15 protein-coding genes are annotated in these 15,251 nt (G+C 56.5%); 7 read left to right on the top strand and 8 right to left on the bottom strand.

What is annotated here, in order from left to right:
• Positions 1-175 precede the first annotated feature (175 nt).
• The 3 genes from parC to MC50_RS04820 all read right to left on the bottom strand — a co-directional run bounded on the left by parC (position 176) and on the right by MC50_RS04820 (position 3,908).
• Positions 176-2,437 carry a DNA topoisomerase IV subunit A gene (parC, locus tag MC50_RS04810; protein WP_032690689.1) on the bottom strand — a complete coding sequence of 754 codons (2,262 nt, stop codon included), beginning with the start codon at positions 2,435-2,437 and terminating at the stop codon, positions 176-178.
• Positions 2,438-2,558: 121 nt separating this feature from the next.
• Positions 2,559-3,428, bottom strand: coding sequence for an AraC family transcriptional regulator (locus MC50_RS04815; RefSeq protein ID WP_047663509.1), 870 nt, complete (start codon positions 3,426-3,428; stop codon positions 2,559-2,561).
• Positions 3,429-3,500: 72 nt separating this feature from the next.
• Positions 3,501-3,908 (bottom strand): YgiW/YdeI family stress tolerance OB fold protein, encoded by a 408-nt coding sequence (locus MC50_RS04820; RefSeq protein ID WP_032690687.1) that lies wholly within the window; start codon positions 3,906-3,908, stop codon positions 3,501-3,503.
• 151 nt (positions 3,909-4,059) lie between these two features.
• On the opposite strand from MC50_RS04820, the gene qseB reads away from it, so the two are divergent.
• The 4 genes from qseB to MC50_RS04840 all read left to right on the top strand — a co-directional run bounded on the left by qseB (position 4,060) and on the right by MC50_RS04840 (position 7,092).
• Positions 4,060-4,719: a quorum sensing response regulator transcription factor QseB gene (gene qseB / locus MC50_RS04825; protein WP_032690686.1), complete on the top strand. Its 660-nt coding sequence runs from the start codon at positions 4,060-4,062 to the stop codon at positions 4,717-4,719.
• Entirely contained in the window at positions 4,716-6,056 is a 1,341-nt protein-coding gene (gene qseC, locus MC50_RS04830; protein WP_032698766.1) for a quorum sensing histidine kinase QseC, read from the top strand. The genes qseB and qseC overlap by 4 nt, the downstream gene beginning before the upstream one ends.
• Before the next feature lie 104 nt (positions 6,057-6,160).
• On the top strand, positions 6,161-6,742 hold the full coding sequence (locus MC50_RS04835; RefSeq protein WP_032690684.1) for an NAD(P)H-dependent oxidoreductase: 582 nt from the start codon (positions 6,161-6,163) through the stop codon (positions 6,740-6,742).
• Positions 6,743-6,777: 35 nt separating this feature from the next.
• A complete protein-coding gene (locus tag MC50_RS04840; RefSeq protein WP_004867760.1) occupies positions 6,778-7,092 on the top strand; it encodes a putative quinol monooxygenase in 315 nt (104 codons plus the stop codon).
• Between the two features lie 70 nt (positions 7,093-7,162).
• Here MC50_RS04840 and parE read toward each other — a convergent pair whose 3' ends face one another.
• The 5 genes from parE to nudF are packed head-to-tail and all read right to left on the bottom strand — an operon-like array spanning position 7,163 to position 11,567.
• Positions 7,163-9,058 carry a DNA topoisomerase IV subunit B gene (gene parE, locus MC50_RS04845; protein WP_004867763.1) on the bottom strand — a complete coding sequence of 632 codons (1,896 nt, stop codon included), beginning with the start codon at positions 9,056-9,058 and terminating at the stop codon, positions 7,163-7,165.
• A 30-nt stretch (positions 9,059-9,088) separates the two neighbouring features.
• Positions 9,089-9,664 (bottom strand): esterase YqiA, encoded by a 576-nt coding sequence (gene yqiA, locus MC50_RS04850; RefSeq protein ID WP_004867764.1) that lies wholly within the window; start codon positions 9,662-9,664, stop codon positions 9,089-9,091.
• Entirely contained in the window at positions 9,664-10,491 is an 828-nt protein-coding gene (gene cpdA, locus MC50_RS04855; RefSeq protein WP_032697553.1) for a 3',5'-cyclic-AMP phosphodiesterase, read from the bottom strand. The genes yqiA and cpdA overlap by 1 nt, the downstream gene beginning before the upstream one ends.
• 24 nt (positions 10,492-10,515) lie before the next feature.
• A complete protein-coding gene (locus MC50_RS04860) occupies positions 10,516-10,938 on the bottom strand; it encodes a DUF1249 family protein (RefSeq protein ID WP_004867771.1) in 423 nt (140 codons plus the stop codon).
• Positions 10,935-11,567, bottom strand: coding sequence for an ADP-ribose diphosphatase (gene nudF / locus MC50_RS04865; RefSeq protein ID WP_032690681.1), 633 nt, complete (start codon positions 11,565-11,567; stop codon positions 10,935-10,937). Before nudF ends, MC50_RS04860 begins: the two co-directional genes overlap by 4 nt.
• Before the next feature lie 195 nt (positions 11,568-11,762).
• On the opposite strand from nudF, the gene tolC reads away from it, so the two are divergent.
• From tolC to MC50_RS04880, 3 genes are all read left to right on the top strand, one after another.
• Positions 11,763-13,235, top strand: a complete 1,473-nt coding sequence (gene tolC, locus MC50_RS04870) for an outer membrane channel protein TolC (RefSeq protein WP_032690679.1) — start codon at positions 11,763-11,765, stop codon at positions 13,233-13,235.
• 171 nt (positions 13,236-13,406) lie between these two features.
• Complete coding sequence (locus MC50_RS04875) at positions 13,407-14,078, top strand: DUF1190 family protein (protein ID WP_004867777.1); 672 nt, start codon at positions 13,407-13,409, stop codon at positions 14,076-14,078.
• Between the two features lie 5 nt (positions 14,079-14,083).
• Positions 14,084-15,244, top strand: a complete 1,161-nt coding sequence (locus tag MC50_RS04880; protein WP_032690677.1) for a glutathionylspermidine synthase family protein — start codon at positions 14,084-14,086, stop codon at positions 15,242-15,244.
• Positions 15,245-15,251 lie beyond the last annotated feature (7 nt).

The following is a 15,251-nucleotide window of genomic DNA, read 5'->3' on the forward strand; positions in this document are numbered from 1 at the left end:
CGTGTATAGGGTACTGACTCGCTGTTTAGCAGATTGCAGGCGTCGGGGGTCATTTGCTGGCCGCCCCGACGTATCTTGAATGATTTTGCGCCTATTGTTAATCGCAACACCTGAATAAACAACGATTTTGCGGCAAAATTTAGCCTCCCCTACCGGATAGCAGGGGAGGCTCATCTTACTCTTCGCTATCGCCCGCCGACGATGCCCGACGCGGTGAATCGATTTCCACACGATCGATTTTCTGCAGTCCGCGCATCAGCGAGCCGCGACGACCGCGCTCACCGGTGACTTTTTGCAGCTCTTCGGGACGCAGTTTAATCTTGCGCTTCCCGACGTGGATAGTCAGCGTGCTCTGCGGCGGCAGCACGAACAAGTGCGCCAGGCCATCCTGACCGGAAGCCGCTTCCGCCGACGGAATATTGATAATCTTATTCCCCTTACCTTTCGACAGCTGCGGTAAGTCGCTGACCGGGAACATCAGCATGCGTCCGGCAGCGGTGATCGCCAGCAGCATGTCTGAATCATCTTCAATCACCAGCGGCGCCATGACGCGCGCGTTATCTGGCAACGTAATCAGCGCCTTGCCTGCGCGGTTGCGCGCTACCAGATCGTTAAAGGTACAGACGAAACCGTAGCCGGCGTCGGAGGCCATCAGCAGCTTGCGATCGTCGCTTTCCATCAGCATATGTTCAACGCTGGCGCCCGGCGGTAGCGTCAGTTTGCCGGTAATCGGCTCGCCCTGACCGCGTGCCGACGGCAGCGTAATAGGATCGATGGCGTAGCTACGCCCGGTGGTATCAATAAACACCACCGGCTGGTTGCTCTTGCCTTTCGACGACGCCTTCCAGCTATCGCCCGCTTTATAGCTCAGGCCCTGCGCGTCAATATCGTGGCCTTTGGCGCTTCGCACCCAGCCCATTTGCGACAGTACGATGGTCACCGGTTCAGACGGCAGCATGTCGTGCTCGCTCATCGCTTTTGCTTCTTCGCGCTCGCGCAGCGGTGAACGACGATCGTCGCCGAAGGTTTCGGCATCGGCCTGCAGCTCTTTCTTCAGCAGGTTGTTCATCTTCCGTTCAGAGGCCAGAATCGCCTGCAGCTGATCGCGCTCTTTTTCCAGATCGCTCTGCTCGCCGCGGATCTTCATCTCTTCCAGTCGGGCGAGGTGACGCAGTTTCAGCTCAAGGATCGCTTCCGCCTGGGTTTCGCTGATGCCAAAACGCGACATCAGGGCCGGCTTCGGTTCATCCTCGTGGCGGATAATTTCAATCACTTCATCGATGTTGAGGAACGCGACCAGCAAACCTTCGAGGATGTGCAGACGCTTGAGCACTTTCTCCAGGCGGTAGTTCAGACGACGACGCACGGTGTCGCGGCGGAAGGTCAGCCACTCCGCGAGGATCTCCAGCAGGTTTTTCACCGCCGGACGGTTGTCGAGGCCGATCATGTTCAGGTTGATGCGATAGCTTTTTTCAAGATCGGTGGTCGCGAACAGATGATTCATCACCTGTTCCATATCCACGCGATTCGAACGCGGGACGATCACCAGGCGAGTCGGGTTTTCGTGGTCCGACTCATCGCGCAGATCGTCAACCATCGGCAGCTTTTTGTTGCGCATCTGAGCGGCAATTTGCTCCAGCACGCGGGCACCGGAAACCTGATGCGGCAACGCCGTAATCACGACCGCGCCGTCCTCTTTTTTCCATACCGCGCGCATCCGCACCGAACCGCGGCCGTTCTGGTAGATTTTGCGGATCTCCGCGCGTGGAGTAATGATTTCGGCTTCGGTCGGGTAGTCGGGTCCGTGAACGATATCCAGCAGTTCGTCGAGCGAGGTCTGCGGTTTTTCGATCAGGGTAATCGCCGCCTGCGCCACTTCACGCAGGTTGTGCGGAGGAATATCGGTTGCCATACCGACGGCGATGCCGGTAGTGCCGTTCAGCAGAATATTCGGCAGACGCGCAGGCAGCATTTTCGGCTCCTGCATCGTCCCGTCGAAGTTCGGCACCCAGTCGACGGTTCCCTGCCCCAGTTCGCCCAGCAGCAGTTCCGCATACTTCGACAAACGGGATTCGGTATAACGCATCGCGGCGAAGGATTTAGGATCGTCCGGCGCCCCCCAGTTCCCCTGCCCATCCACCAGCGGGTAGCGGTAGGAGAATGGCTGCGCCATCAGCACCATAGCTTCATAGCATGCGCTATCGCCGTGCGGGTGATATTTACCCAGCACATCACCCACGGTGCGGGCGGACTTTTTGAACTTCGCGCTGGCGTTCAGCCCCAGCTCAGACATCGCATAAACGATGCGACGCTGGACCGGCTTCAGACCATCGCCAATAAACGGCAACGCCCTGTCCATGATGACGTACATGGAATAGTTCAGGTAAGCATTTTCCGTAAATTCATGCAGCGCAAGGCGCTCTGCCATATCGCTCATTAATCGTGAATCCTCAATCTGCGTACCGACCGTGCGGGCGGCAAAACTACCGGCGATAATACCCGATCTCACGCCCTGAGTCACAGGCCGTGAGATCGGCTGAGGATTCCGCTGGCGCTAATCAGCGTAACGGCAGATAAATATCGGTCTGTAGCTCGTGTTCGCCGACTTCATGGACAAAGTTGAGGTAACGAAAAAACAGCGGAAAATCGCGTGGCGTTTCACCCGACGTCGGTAGCCAGTCGCGGTAGAGAGACCAGATGCTTTGCGCGAGCGTATCCAGAGAGCCGTGGTGGCGCGCCACTGCGCATCGCCCGCCCGGAATAGTGCCATTCACCACGCCAAAGGTGTTTTCCGCTATCGGTTCACTGACTGACCCGCAGATATCAAAACGGAAATCGTCAGCGGGGGTGGTCGCGGGATCGTCCCACGACACGCCCCAGGTCGCGCTGGTGGCGATCGGCGATAACCCGCTCGCCTTACGCCAGGCAATAAACTGCGCCGCCGTAGCATTGACCAAATCAGGACTGCCGCGGTGGCGCAACATCGCCACCTGCGTCTCAGGGAACTGGACTATTTTAACCACCATCGGATGTTGCTCCTGTAACGTATGTTTCGGAACGCGTCGGTGCCACTCCTGCCAGTCCGGCTGTTGACGGAACTGGCTGGGGCTTTGAGCGAACGCGGCACGGAAAGCACGACTGAACGATTCCGGATTCTGAAAGCCGGCATCAAGGGCAATATCGATGATTTTATCCTGCGGCCTGAACGCCAGTCGCCAGCAAGCGCGGCGCAGACGTAGCCACTGGATATAGCGATATAGCGGTACGCCGCTACAGGCAGTGAATTGCCGGTGAAAGTGATACGGCGAGCTGTGCGCGATCGCGCTCAGCGTCTCCAGCGACAGGGGTTCATCGAGATGACGCTCAATGTATAAACACACTCGCTGGAAACGCCCGGCGTACGCCGGGCTGGTTCTGGTCTCGTTCATCGTCTCCTCCTGCGGACATACTCTGGCAGAGCGAGGATAGCGATTCCTGACCGATCTTGCGCGATGTCGAGATTACGGCGCGACTTTCGTGATTTGCTTCACATCGATTTCAACCGAGTTCCAGTCTTTGTCGACCTCCCCCTGGATCTCAACGGTGTCCTGCGGTGTGACGGTCAGGCCGTTCCAGCGCTTATGGTCAATATCCACATTCACCGTCCCGGAAGCATCCTGGAATTTATACAGATCGTCGGAAATCCGCTGCACGATTTTACCGCGCAGGGTCACCCAGGTGTCATCACGCAAGGATTTGGCGTTTTCCACCGTCGTTACGCTCCCGCTCGGGCCAATAAAACCGCCTTTTTGCGTAGACGTCTGGCTGGTTTGCGTCGCGCCCGGTCCGTTAAAACCACCTTGTTCAGCAGCCAGCACCGGCATAGAAATTAAAGCGACGATCGCGGTCATTGCAGCCATTTTCTTCATAAGATGTTCTCCCTTGTCTGGTTATATGACCATGATTACATCAGGCAAAACTTAACGACTTCTTAAGCAGAAAAAAGAAATTTTATTACTGTACAGCGCCTGCCGCAACGCGGTTTACTGCGCGTACACATGACAGCCACAGGAGCGGCCAATGCGCATTTTACTGGTGGAAGACGACAAGCTCATCGGCGATGGCATTAAAGTCGGGCTGACGAAAATGGGCTTCAGCATCGACTGGTTTACCCGTGGCGAAGAGGGCAAAGCCGCGCTCTATACGGCGCCCTATGACGCGGCGATCCTCGACCTGACGCTGCCCGGTATCGACGGGCTGGATATCCTGCGTGAATGGCGCCATCAGGGCCGCCACGAGCCGGTACTGATCCTCACGGCCCGCGATGCGCTCAGCCAGCGGGTTGAAGGGCTGCGCCTCGGCGCCGATGACTATCTGTGTAAACCTTTCGCGCTGATTGAAGTTGCCGCTCGTCTGGAGGCCCTGATTCGTCGCGCCCACGGCCAGAGCAGCAGCGAGCTGCGCCATGGCCACGTTGCGCTCGATCCCATTGGCCTGACCGTGACGGTGAACGGCGACAACCTGGCGCTGAAACCAAAAGAGTTCGCCTTGCTGGAGCTGCTGATGCGCAATGCCGGACGCGTTCTGCCGCGCAAGCTCATTGAAGAGAAACTCTATACCTGGGACGACGATGTCTCCAGCAACGCGGTCGAGGTGCACGTTCATCACCTGCGCCGCAAGCTCGGCAGTGAATTTATTCGTACCGTTCACGGTATCGGCTATACCCTCGGTGATGCATGAAACGACTTAGCCTGCGCGTCCGCCTGACGCTCCTTTTTTTCCTGCTGACCAGTGCAGCCTGGGGCATCGCCTGTTTGATTGCCTGGCAACAAACCACGGAAAAGCTGGATAAGCTCTTTGATACCCAACAGCTGCTGTTTGCCCGCCGACTGAGCGCCATGAATTTCGACGAGCTGCATACGCTCACGGCGCCGGTGCGGACAAAAAAGAAGATCAAACACGGCCACCTCGATGACGACGCGCTGGCGTTCGCGATTTTCACGGCCGACGGCAAGCGTCTGCTTCACGACGGCGAGAATGGTCAGGACATCCCGTGGCAAAATCGTCGGGAAGGCTTCAGCGATGGCTATCTGAATAACGATGATGATGAATGGCGCTTCCTGCAGTTAACCACCGGCGATGGCCGCTACCGTATTGTCGTGGGTCAGGAGTGGGACTACCGGCGGGAAATGGCGCTGGATATCGTCACCTCCCAGCTGACCCCCTGGCTGGTGGCGCTGCCGCTGATGTTCCTGCTGCTGATTGTGCTGCTGAGCCGGGAGCTGGCGCCGTTAAAACAGCTGACCAGAACGCTGCGTCTGCGCGCGCCGGACTCGGCTGAATCGCTTAACGTCGACAAGGTACCCAGTGAAGTCCGGCCGCTGGTCGATGCCCTGAATCAGCTGTTTGCCCGTACCCATGACACCATGATACGCGAGCGCCGGTTTACCTCCGATGCCGCACACGAGCTGCGCAGCCCGCTTGCGGCCCTGAAGGTGCAGACCGAAGTCGCGCAGCTGTCAATGGACGACCCGCAGGGGCGGGAGAAAGCGCTGGCGCAGCTGCATGAAGGGATTGACCGCGCAACCCGGCTGGTAGACCAGCTTTTAACGTTGTCGCGTCTCGATTCTCTGGCGCAGCTTGATGATGTGCATACGATTGCCATCGATGAGCTACTGCAATCGTCGGTCATGGAGATGTACCACTCTGCGCAGCAGGCGGGCATTGAGCTTCGCCTGCATCTGAACGCAACTCAGGTCATGCAGCCTGGCCAGCCGCTGCTGCTGAGTCTGCTGGTGCGTAATCTGCTGGATAACGCCGTACGCTACAGCCCTCCCGGCAGCCAGGTCGATATCACTCTTGATGCACGTGAGTTTTCCGTACGCGATAATGGCCCGGGCGTCAGCCCCGAAGCGCTGGCGCGGATCGGCGAACGATTCTATCGCCCTCCCGGTCAGGATGAGCCCGGCAGCGGGCTGGGATTATCTATCGTCCGCCGCATTGCCGCGCTGCACCGGATGACGGTAGACTTCAGCAACGCGCCCGGAGGCGGTTTCGCGGCGCGCGTGCGCTGGTAGCAATTATTGCAATTAACGCAAAAGACTTTGCACATTTTGCTCATTTTACCGCCCCGCCTCGCGGGGTAAAATCAGTGACAAACTCGAAACCTGAAGGGTAAAAAATGAGCAACATCCTGATTATCAACGGCGCGAAGAAATTCGCCCATTCAAACGGCCAGTTGAATGACACCCTGACCGAGGTCGCGGATGGTTATCTGCGCGACGCCGGGCATGATGTTAAAATCGTTCGTGCGGAAAGCGATTACGACGTCCAGCAGGAAGTACAGAATTTCCTCTGGGCCGACGTGGTTATCTGGCAAATGCCGGGCTGGTGGATGGGCGCGCCGTGGACCGTGAAGAAATATATTGATGACGTCTTCACCGAAGGGCATGGCTCGCTGTATGCCAGCGACGGGCGCACCCGCTCCGACGCCAGCAAGAAATATGGTTCCGGCGGCTTGATTCAGGGCAAGCAGTACATGCTCTCCCTGACCTGGAACGCACCGATGGATGCCTTTACCGATAAAGATCAGTTCTTCCACGGCGTGGGCGTTGACGGCGTTTATCTGCCGTTCCATAAAGCCAACCAGTTCCTCGGCATGACCCCTCTGCCGACCTTTATCGCCAACGACGTCATTAAAATGCCGGATGTTCCGCGTGACATAGCAGAATATCGCAAGCATCTGGCGCAGATTTTTGGTTAACTAAAGGTCTACATACAGAAGGAGTTGAGTTAATCATGTTAACAGTGATCGCAGAAATTCGTACACGCCCTGGCCAACATCATCGCCAGGCGGTACTTGATCAGTTTGCAAAACTTGTTCCGGTGGTTTTACAGGAAGAGGGCTGCCACGGCTATGCGCCGCTGGTTGACCACGCTGCCGGCGTGAGTTTCCAGAGCACTTCCCCGGATTCGATCGTCATGGTTGAACAGTGGGAAAGCGTTGCCCATCTTGAAGCGCATCTGCAAACTCCGCATATGAAAGCCTACGCTGAAGCGGTGAAAGGCGACGTGCTGGAGACCAGTATCCGTATTCTGCAGTCCGGCATTTAAGCCTGCGCGCGAAGAAAAAATAAGAAGTGAGTCAGAACTGGCGGAGCGCCAGTTCTGCTTAAACAGTAGGTCAGGCTTCCAGATCCGCCATATCCCCTTTCTCCTGCAGCCAGTTACGACGGTCTTCCGAACGTTTCTTGGCTAACAGCATATCCATCATCGCTGTGGTCTGCTGCTCATCCTCATCACTGATAATCAGCTGAACCAGACGGCGGGTATTCGGGTCAAGCGTGGTTTCACGCAGCTGCATCGGGTTCATCTCACCCAGCCCTTTAAAGCGCTGTACGTTCGGTTTGCCCTTCTTACGTTTGAGCTGCTCCAGCACGCCGGCTTTCTCTTCTTCCGTCAGCGCGTAGTAAACCTCTTTGCCGAGATCGATACGGTACAAAGGCGGCAGCGCAACGTGGACGTGCCCGTGTTTCACCAGCGTGCGGAAATGCTTCACAAACAGCGCGCACAGCAGCGTGGCAATGTGCAGGCCGTCGGAGTCCGCATCCGCGAGAATACAAATCTTGCCGTAGCGCAGCTGACTTAAGTCGTCGCTATCCGGATCGATGCCGATAGCCACCGAAATGTCGTGGACCTCTTGCGACGCCAGCACTTCATCAGATGAGACTTCCCAGGTATTCAGGATTTTACCCTTCAGCGGCATAATCGCCTGATATTCCCGGTCGCGCGCCTGCTTGGCAGAGCCGCCCGCCGAGTCCCCTTCGACCAGGAACAGCTCGGTACGGTTCAGATCCTGGGCGGTACAGTCTGCCAGCTTGCCCGGCAGCGCGGGGCCGCTGGTCAGCTTTTTACGCACCACTTTTTTCGCCGCGCGCATCCGGCGCTGAGCGCTGGAAATGGCCATCTCGGCGAGCAGCTCCGCCGCCTGCACGTTCTGATTCAGCCACAGGCTGAAGGCATCTTTCACCACGCCGGAGACAAATGCCGCGCACTGACGCGAAGAGAGACGTTCTTTAGTCTGACCAGCAAACTGCGGATCCTGCATTTTCACCGACAGCACGTAGGCACAGCGATCCCAGATATCTTCCGCAGACAGCTTCACGCCGCGCGGCAGGATATTGCGATATTCACAGAACTCGCGCATCGCTTCGAGCAGACCCTGGCGCAGGCCGTTAACGTGGGTACCGCCCTGCATGGTCGGGATCAGGTTAACGTAGCTTTCGGTCAGCAGTTCCCCACCTTCCGGTAGCCACAGCAGCGCCCAGTCGACCGCTTCGGTTTCGCCGGAGAAGTTACCGACGAACGGTTTTTCCGGCAGCAGCGGCAGGCCGTTCACCGCTTCACACAGATAGTCGGTCAGGCCGTCCTGGTAACACCAGCGCTGTTCGCTGTTGTTTACCTGGTCACGGAAGACAATCTCGACCCCAGGGCAGAGTACGGCTTTGGCTTTGAGTACGTGCGTCAGGCGCGAGACGGAAAAGCGCGGACTATCAAAGAAGCTCTCATCCGGCCAGAAATGCACGCTGGTTCCGGTATTGCGTTTACCGCAGGTACCGGTGACGTGGAGATCTTCAACTTTATCGCCGTTCTCGAAGGCGATGCTGTAGATCTGGCCATCGCGGCGCACGTTCACTTCCACGCGCTTTGACAAGGCGTTGACCACCGAAATACCCACCCCGTGCAGGCCACCCGAGAACTGGTAGTTCTTGCTGGAGAATTTGCCGCCCGCATGCAGCCGGCACAGGATCAGCTCAACCGCCGGAACCCCTTCTTCCGGGTGGATATCAACCGGCATCCCGCGCCCATCGTCAATCACTTCCAGCGATTGATCGGCATGAAGAATGACCTCCACGCGTTTGGCATGGCCAGCCAGTGCTTCATCCACACTGTTATCAATAACTTCCTGACCGAGATGGTTAGGACGTGTTGTGTCAGTGTACATCCCCGGACGGCGGCGAACCGGCTCTAGCCCGGTGAGTACCTCAATGGCATCAGCGTTATATGAAGATTGCGTCATGGTGTGTATTCGTAGGTCATCCAGGGCCGCTTAACGCAGACCCAGAAAATCGATAATCTGAGTGAAATGATCTTCAAAGCCGACAAATGCGTGATTGCCGCCCTCCTCTACCGTCTGCCGGCATGAGGCGTAGTAAGCAACGGCCTGGCGGTAATCAAGCACTTCATCGCCCGTTTGCTGCAGCAGCCAGATTAAATCAGGCGCTTCCAGCGGGTCGATTTGCATGACTTTGAGATCGTAAATATGGCGTGACTCTAGCACATATTGCTGCCCCGTGTACGGATTCTCATTGGGGCCAAGGAAATTGTTCAGCAGTTCAAACGGGCGTACCGCCGGGTTAACCACCACCGTCGGCAGCATAAAACACTGCGATAGCCAGGTGGCATAGTAGCCACCCAGCGAGGAGCCTACCACCCCCAGCGGTTCCCCGCCGCGTTCCAGCACAATGGCTTCCAGCATCTCCGCCGCTTCTGCCGGATAGGCGGGTAGCTCAGGCACCACCATCGTAATCTCGGGAAAGGTCTGCGTCAGCCAGTCCTTCAACGCCGTCGCTTTTGCCGATCGCGGTGAGCTGTTAAAACCATGCAGATAAAGGAGCGTAGCCATCAGTATCCTTCTGAAGCGATATCCGGGTGAAACTTCACGCCGTTAAGGCGACAAACTTCCGTGGTCAAGGTACCGTCGGCGTGCAGTTCCAGCCAGCGCCAGCCGGGAGAAATGGTATCCAGGGTAAAATTGGCGCAATGCGGCTTAAACTGTACACAGGTCGAGGGAGTTGCCATCATCCGCCGCCCGTTCCAGTTGAGGTCCAGTTCCTGGTGAATATGGCCACAGAGTAAATGCCTTACGCGCGGAAAAGCGGCCAGCGCACGATCCAGGGCCCCGGCATTACGCAGGCTGTGTTGATCCAACCAGCTACAACCCGAAGGGAGCGGATGATGATGCAACAGCAGCAGCGTATAACGCTCAGGCTCTTCCGCCAGCCTCTGCTCCAGCCACTCAAGCTGAAAGTCGCTCAGCTCGCCGTGGGGAACGCCAAACACCTGGCTGTCCAACAGCAATATTTGCCAATGATCGCCCAGCAAAACCCTTTTGGCCGGGGAAATACCTGATTCCTGCAGCGTGCTGTACATCGCCGGCTGGAAGTCATGATTGCCCGGCAACCAGACGCAGGGCGCGGCAAAACTCGCGATACCTTCAGCAAAGTGCTGGTAGGCCGCGGCTGAATGGTCCTGCGCCAGATCGCCTGTTGCTACTATAAGATCGCATGGACGCTGTGAGGCATGGATGGCATCCAGCACGGCCTGGTAGCTTTCCCAGGTATTGATACCTAACAGCGTTTCATGTTTTTCAGCAAACAGGTGAGTATCAGTAATTTGTAATATCCTGACTCTGGTCTCACCAGCCAGAGGCAGATTCAACAGGCTTTCCAAATGGTGTCCTTAGGTTTCACGACGCTAACAAACCGGAATCGCCATCGCTCCATGTGCTAAACAGTATCTCAGCCAGTCCGCCAGGAACTGATTAATTTGATGCTTTTCGTCGCGTTGATGCAACTTTTTATTAGGATAATCATACTTTGCTTTGAAGCGAAAGATCTGCTGAGTCGAACACACTTCAGCGACCATCGCATCATGATACAGACGTACCGTCATTGACGGTAAACTCCAGTAACTTACCGCCGGAACCGTCTGCTCAATTGACACTAATGTAGTGTAGCGGGTCGACTCGACGATAGTTAATCGATATTGCGCATTGCCCACCTGATAGCCCGCGACATCGCCGGCTGCATCGGTTCGAGGCAACAAGCGGCGCAACTGAGCAAAATTGGTTTCACACAGGCGCATCATTTCCGGGAAGTCAGGTGTATAACGCTTCATTTTGTCCACTCATTACGTAAATTGTGATAATGCAATTGCAGCCATTGCAGGGCGATGACAGAGGCCGCGTTGTCGATTTTCCCCTCTTCAACCCACTGATAAGCCTGCTCCCGGCTTACCACATGCACCCGGATGTCTTCATTTTCATCCGCCAGACCGTGAATCCCCTTTGCCGTCGTTGCATCGACTTCACCGACCAAAATCGACAGCCTTTCGCTGGTGCCGCCCGGGCTTGCCAGGTAGCTCAGGACCGGTTTTGTCCGCCCGACGATCAGCCCGGCTTCTTCTACCGCTTCACGGCGGGCAACGTCCTCGGGGGTCTCGCCGTCTTCAATCATACCGGCGACCATTTCAAGCAGCCACGGGCTCTCGCTAGTATCATACGCGGCGATGCGGATTTGCTCGACCAGCACCACTTCATCACGTATCGGGTCAAAGGGTAGCAAGACTGCGGCATGCCCGCGCTCAAAAATTTCGCGCGTCACCTCGCCGCTCATCCCACCGTTAAACAGGCGATGGCGAAAACGGTATAAATCCAGCGAAAAAAAACCACGATAAAGCGTTTCGCGTGCAATAATTTCTACATCGTTTTTAGAGAAGGTAATTCCTTGCTGATTGGGCTTGCTCATTGTCTCTGTCCTGCGCATCCGAAAGTAAGGATTTATAAGCCGTTTGGCTATCGTTTTACAGTCTGTATGTTAGATTGGTGCAAATTACCGCCGGATGGCACGTAACGCCAACTTTTTACCGCGGCAGACTCGATACAATCAGCAAATATATTTAGAATTTGGGCAGCGCTTTATGCTTCACAACAAGGAATGCAAATGAAGAAACTTTTCCCCATCCTCATCGGTCTGGGCCTGACTGGCTTCAGCGCCATGAGCCAGGCAGAAAACCTGATGCAGGTTTATCAGCAGGCGCGCGTCAGCAACCCTGACCTGCGTAAATCAGCAGCCGATCGTGATGCTGCATTCGAGAAGATCAATGAAGCACGTAGCCCGTTACTGCCTCAGCTTGGTCTGGGCGCAGATTATACTTACACCAATGGCTATCGCGACAGCAACGGCGTGAACTCGAACGTCACCAGCGGCTCGCTGCAGTTAACGCAGACCCTGTTTGATATGTCGAAGTGGCGCGCCCTGACGCTGCAGGAAAAAGCGGCCGGTATTCAGGATGTCACCTATCAGACCGATCAGCAAACGCTGATTCTGAACACCGCGACAGCTTACTTTAATGTCCTCAGCGCGATTGATACGCTTTCCTATACCGAAGCGCAAAAGCAGGCAATCTACCGCCAGTTGGATCAGACCACACAGCGCTTTAACGTTGGCCTTGTGGCAATCACCGACGTGCAGAACGCCCGTTCACAGTATGATTCAGTGCTGGCAAACGAAGTAACCGCGCGCAACAACCTCGACAACGCGGTAGAAGCGCTGCGCCAGGTCACCGGCAACTACTATCCGGAGCTGGCATCGCTGAACGTAGACGGCTTTAAAACCAACAAACCGCAGACGGTAAATGCGCTGCTGAAGGAAGCGGAAAACCGTAACCTGTCGCTGCTGCAGGCGCGTCTGAACCAGGATCTCGCCCGCGAACAGATTCGTCAGGCGCAGGACGGCCATCTGCCGACCCTGGATTTAACCGCCTCGACCGGGGTCTCAAACACCTCCTACAGCGGTTCCAAAACCCACAACAGCACCCAATATAACGACAACGATGCCGGACAGAACAAAATCGGTCTGAGCTTCTCGCTGCCGCTGTATCAGGGCGGGATGGTTAACTCGCAGGTGAAACAGGCGCAGTACAACTTCGTTGGCGCCAGCGAACAGCTGGAAAGCTCGCATCGCAGCGTGGTTCAGACCGTTCGTTCTTCCTTTAATAACATCAATGCCTCTATCAGCAGCATCAATGCCTACAAACAGGCGGTGGTCTCTGCGCAGAGCTCCCTTGATGCCATGGAAGCCGGCTATTCCGTGGGGACGCGTACCATCGTCGACGTCCTGGATGCCACCACCACCCTGTACAACGCGAAGCAGCAGCTCTCCAGCGCACGTTATAACTACCTGATTAACCAGCTGAACATTAAATCTGCGCTCGGTACTCTGAACGAGCAGGATCTGGTTGCGCTGAACAACACGCTGGGCAAACCGGTCTCAACATCACCAGATAGCGTCGCACCGGAAACCCCGCAGCAGGATGCTAACGCTGATGGCTACAGCAGCAATGCAGCCCCGGCGGCAACACCGGCTTCGACCCGCACCACGAAAACCAGCGGCGCGAATCCTTTCCGCCAGTAATCGTCGTTGCGTCATGGCGCTTCGCTTAACGAATTCCGCTAAGCGAAGCGCTAAACGTAAGGCAACGTAAAGATCCCCTCCTTTCCCTCCCTCTTCGCTTCATTTTCCACCACTCATCCTCTATCCTGAGCGTTAACAAACCGCAATACCACTGGGTCCTGGAAGACAAATATGAAACGGACAAAAAATATCAATCATGCCTCGTTCCGTAAAAGCTGGAGCGCGCGCCATCTGACGCCGGTCGCCCTTGCCGTTACGGCCGTATTTATGCTTGCCGGTTGTGAAAAAACCGACGAGACGGTTTCTCTGTACCAAAACGCCGATGACTGCTCTGCAGCCAACCCGGGAAAAAGCGCTGAATGCACCACCGCTTTCAACAACGCACAGAAGGAAGCGGTACGTACCGCGCCGAAATATGCCACGCGTGAAGATTGCGTCGCTGAATTCGGCGAAGGCCAGTGCCAGCAAACGCCGGCTCAGGCAGGCGTCGCGCCAGAAAACCAGGCGCAGGCACAAAGCAGCGGCAGCTTCTGGATGCCGTTGATGGCAGGCTACATGATGGGCCGTATGATGGGTGGCGGCATGGGTGCACAGCAGCCGCTGTTCAGCTCGAAAAACCCGGCCAGCCCAGCTTATGGCCAGTACACCGATGCCGGCGGTAAGAGCTACGGCGCCGCACAGCCGGGCCGGACGATGAACGTACCGAAAACGGCGATGGCGCCAAAACCCGCCACCACCAGCACCGTCACCCGCGGCGGCTTTGGTGAATCGGTCGCGAAGCAATCTGCTATGCAGCGCAGCGCGGCAGGCACCAGTTCGACTAAACGCTCAATGGGCGGCTAAATCACATGGAAAGAATCAGCATCACGGAGCGCCCGGACTGGCGTGAGAAGGCGACCGAATACGGCTTCAACTTTCATACCATGTATGGCGAGCCGTACTGGAGCGAAGAAGCCTATTACAAACTGACGCTGGCGCAGGTTGAAAAGCTTGAAGAGGTCACCGCCGGGCTGCACCAGATGTGTCTGCAGGCGGTGGAAAAAGTCGTCGCCAGCGATGAACTGATGGCGAAGTTCCGCATTCCGAAACACACCTGGGGCTTCGTTCGCCAGTCGTGGAAAACCAACCAGCCGTCGCTCTACTCGCGTCTCGATCTGGCATGGGACGGCGTGGGCGAGCCGAAGCTGCTGGAGAACAACGCCGACACCCCGACCTCGCTGTATGAAGCCGCCTTTTTCCAGTGGATTTGGCTGGAAGATCAGATCAACGCCGGCCAGCTGCCAGCAGGCAGCGACCAGTTCAACAGCCTGCAGGAAAAGTTGATCGAGCGTTTTTCCGAGCTGCGCGAACAGTTTGGCTTCCAGCTGCTGCATATGGCCTGCTGTCGCGATACCGAAGAAGATCGCGGTACCGTTCAGTATCTGCAGGACTGTGCCGCAGAAGCGGGTGTGGCCACCGAGTTTCTGTATATCGAAGATATCGGCCTGGGTGAAAAAGGTCAGTTTACCGACCTGCAGGATCAGGTGATTGGCAACCTGTTCAAGCTCTACCCGTGGGAGTATATGCTGCGCGAGATGTTCTCTACCAAACTGGAAGACGCGGGCGTACGCTGGCTCGAACCGGCGTGGAAGAGCATCATCTCGAACAAAGCTCTGCTTCCGCTGCTGTGGGAGATGTTCCCGAACCACCCTAACCTGCTGGCGGCTTACTTCAGCGAAGATGCGCATCCGGAGATGGAGAAGTACGTCATTAAGCCGATCTTCTCCCGTGAAGGGGCCAACGTGTCGATCGTGGAAAACGGCAAAGTGCTGGAAGCGGTAGAGGGTCCATACGGAGAAGAAGGCACCATCGTGCAGGAGTTCTATCCGCTGCCGAAGTTTGGCGACAGCTATACGCTGATCGGCAGCTGGCTCATCAACGATCGGCCAGCCGGGATCGGCGTACGCGAGGATCGGGCGCTGATCACCCAGGATCTGTCGCGTTTCTATCCGCACATTTTCGTCGAATAAGATTTGC

This window comes from Klebsiella planticola, from assembly GCF_000783935.2.
Classification (GTDB): Bacteria; Pseudomonadota; Gammaproteobacteria; order Enterobacterales; family Enterobacteriaceae; genus Klebsiella; species Klebsiella planticola.

Coding starts and splice junctions, on each gene's coding strand:
- parC (WP_032690689.1), bottom strand. CDS start 2,437: ATGAGCGATATGGCAGAGCGCCTTGCGCTGCATGAATTTACGGAAAAT.
- MC50_RS04815 (WP_047663509.1), bottom strand. CDS start 3,428: ATGAACGAGACCAGAACCAGCCCGGCGTACGCCGGGCGTTTCCAGCGA.
- MC50_RS04820 (WP_032690687.1), bottom strand. CDS start 3,908: ATGAAGAAAATGGCTGCAATGACCGCGATCGTCGCTTTAATTTCTATG.
- qseB (WP_032690686.1), top strand. CDS start 4,060: ATGCGCATTTTACTGGTGGAAGACGACAAGCTCATCGGCGATGGCATT.
- qseC (WP_032698766.1), top strand. CDS start 4,716: ATGAAACGACTTAGCCTGCGCGTCCGCCTGACGCTCCTTTTTTTCCTG.
- MC50_RS04835 (WP_032690684.1), top strand. CDS start 6,161: ATGAGCAACATCCTGATTATCAACGGCGCGAAGAAATTCGCCCATTCA.
- MC50_RS04840 (WP_004867760.1), top strand. CDS start 6,778: ATGTTAACAGTGATCGCAGAAATTCGTACACGCCCTGGCCAACATCAT.
- parE (WP_004867763.1), bottom strand. CDS start 9,058: ATGACGCAATCTTCATATAACGCTGATGCCATTGAGGTACTCACCGGG.
- yqiA (WP_004867764.1), bottom strand. CDS start 9,664: ATGGCTACGCTCCTTTATCTGCATGGTTTTAACAGCTCACCGCGATCG.
- MC50_RS04860 (WP_004867771.1), bottom strand. CDS start 10,938: ATGAAGCGTTATACACCTGACTTCCCGGAAATGATGCGCCTGTGTGAA.
- nudF (WP_032690681.1), bottom strand. CDS start 11,567: ATGAGCAAGCCCAATCAGCAAGGAATTACCTTCTCTAAAAACGATGTA.
- tolC (WP_032690679.1), top strand. CDS start 11,763: ATGAAGAAACTTTTCCCCATCCTCATCGGTCTGGGCCTGACTGGCTTC.
- MC50_RS04875 (WP_004867777.1), top strand. CDS start 13,407: ATGAAACGGACAAAAAATATCAATCATGCCTCGTTCCGTAAAAGCTGG.
- MC50_RS04880 (WP_032690677.1), top strand. CDS start 14,084: ATGGAAAGAATCAGCATCACGGAGCGCCCGGACTGGCGTGAGAAGGCG.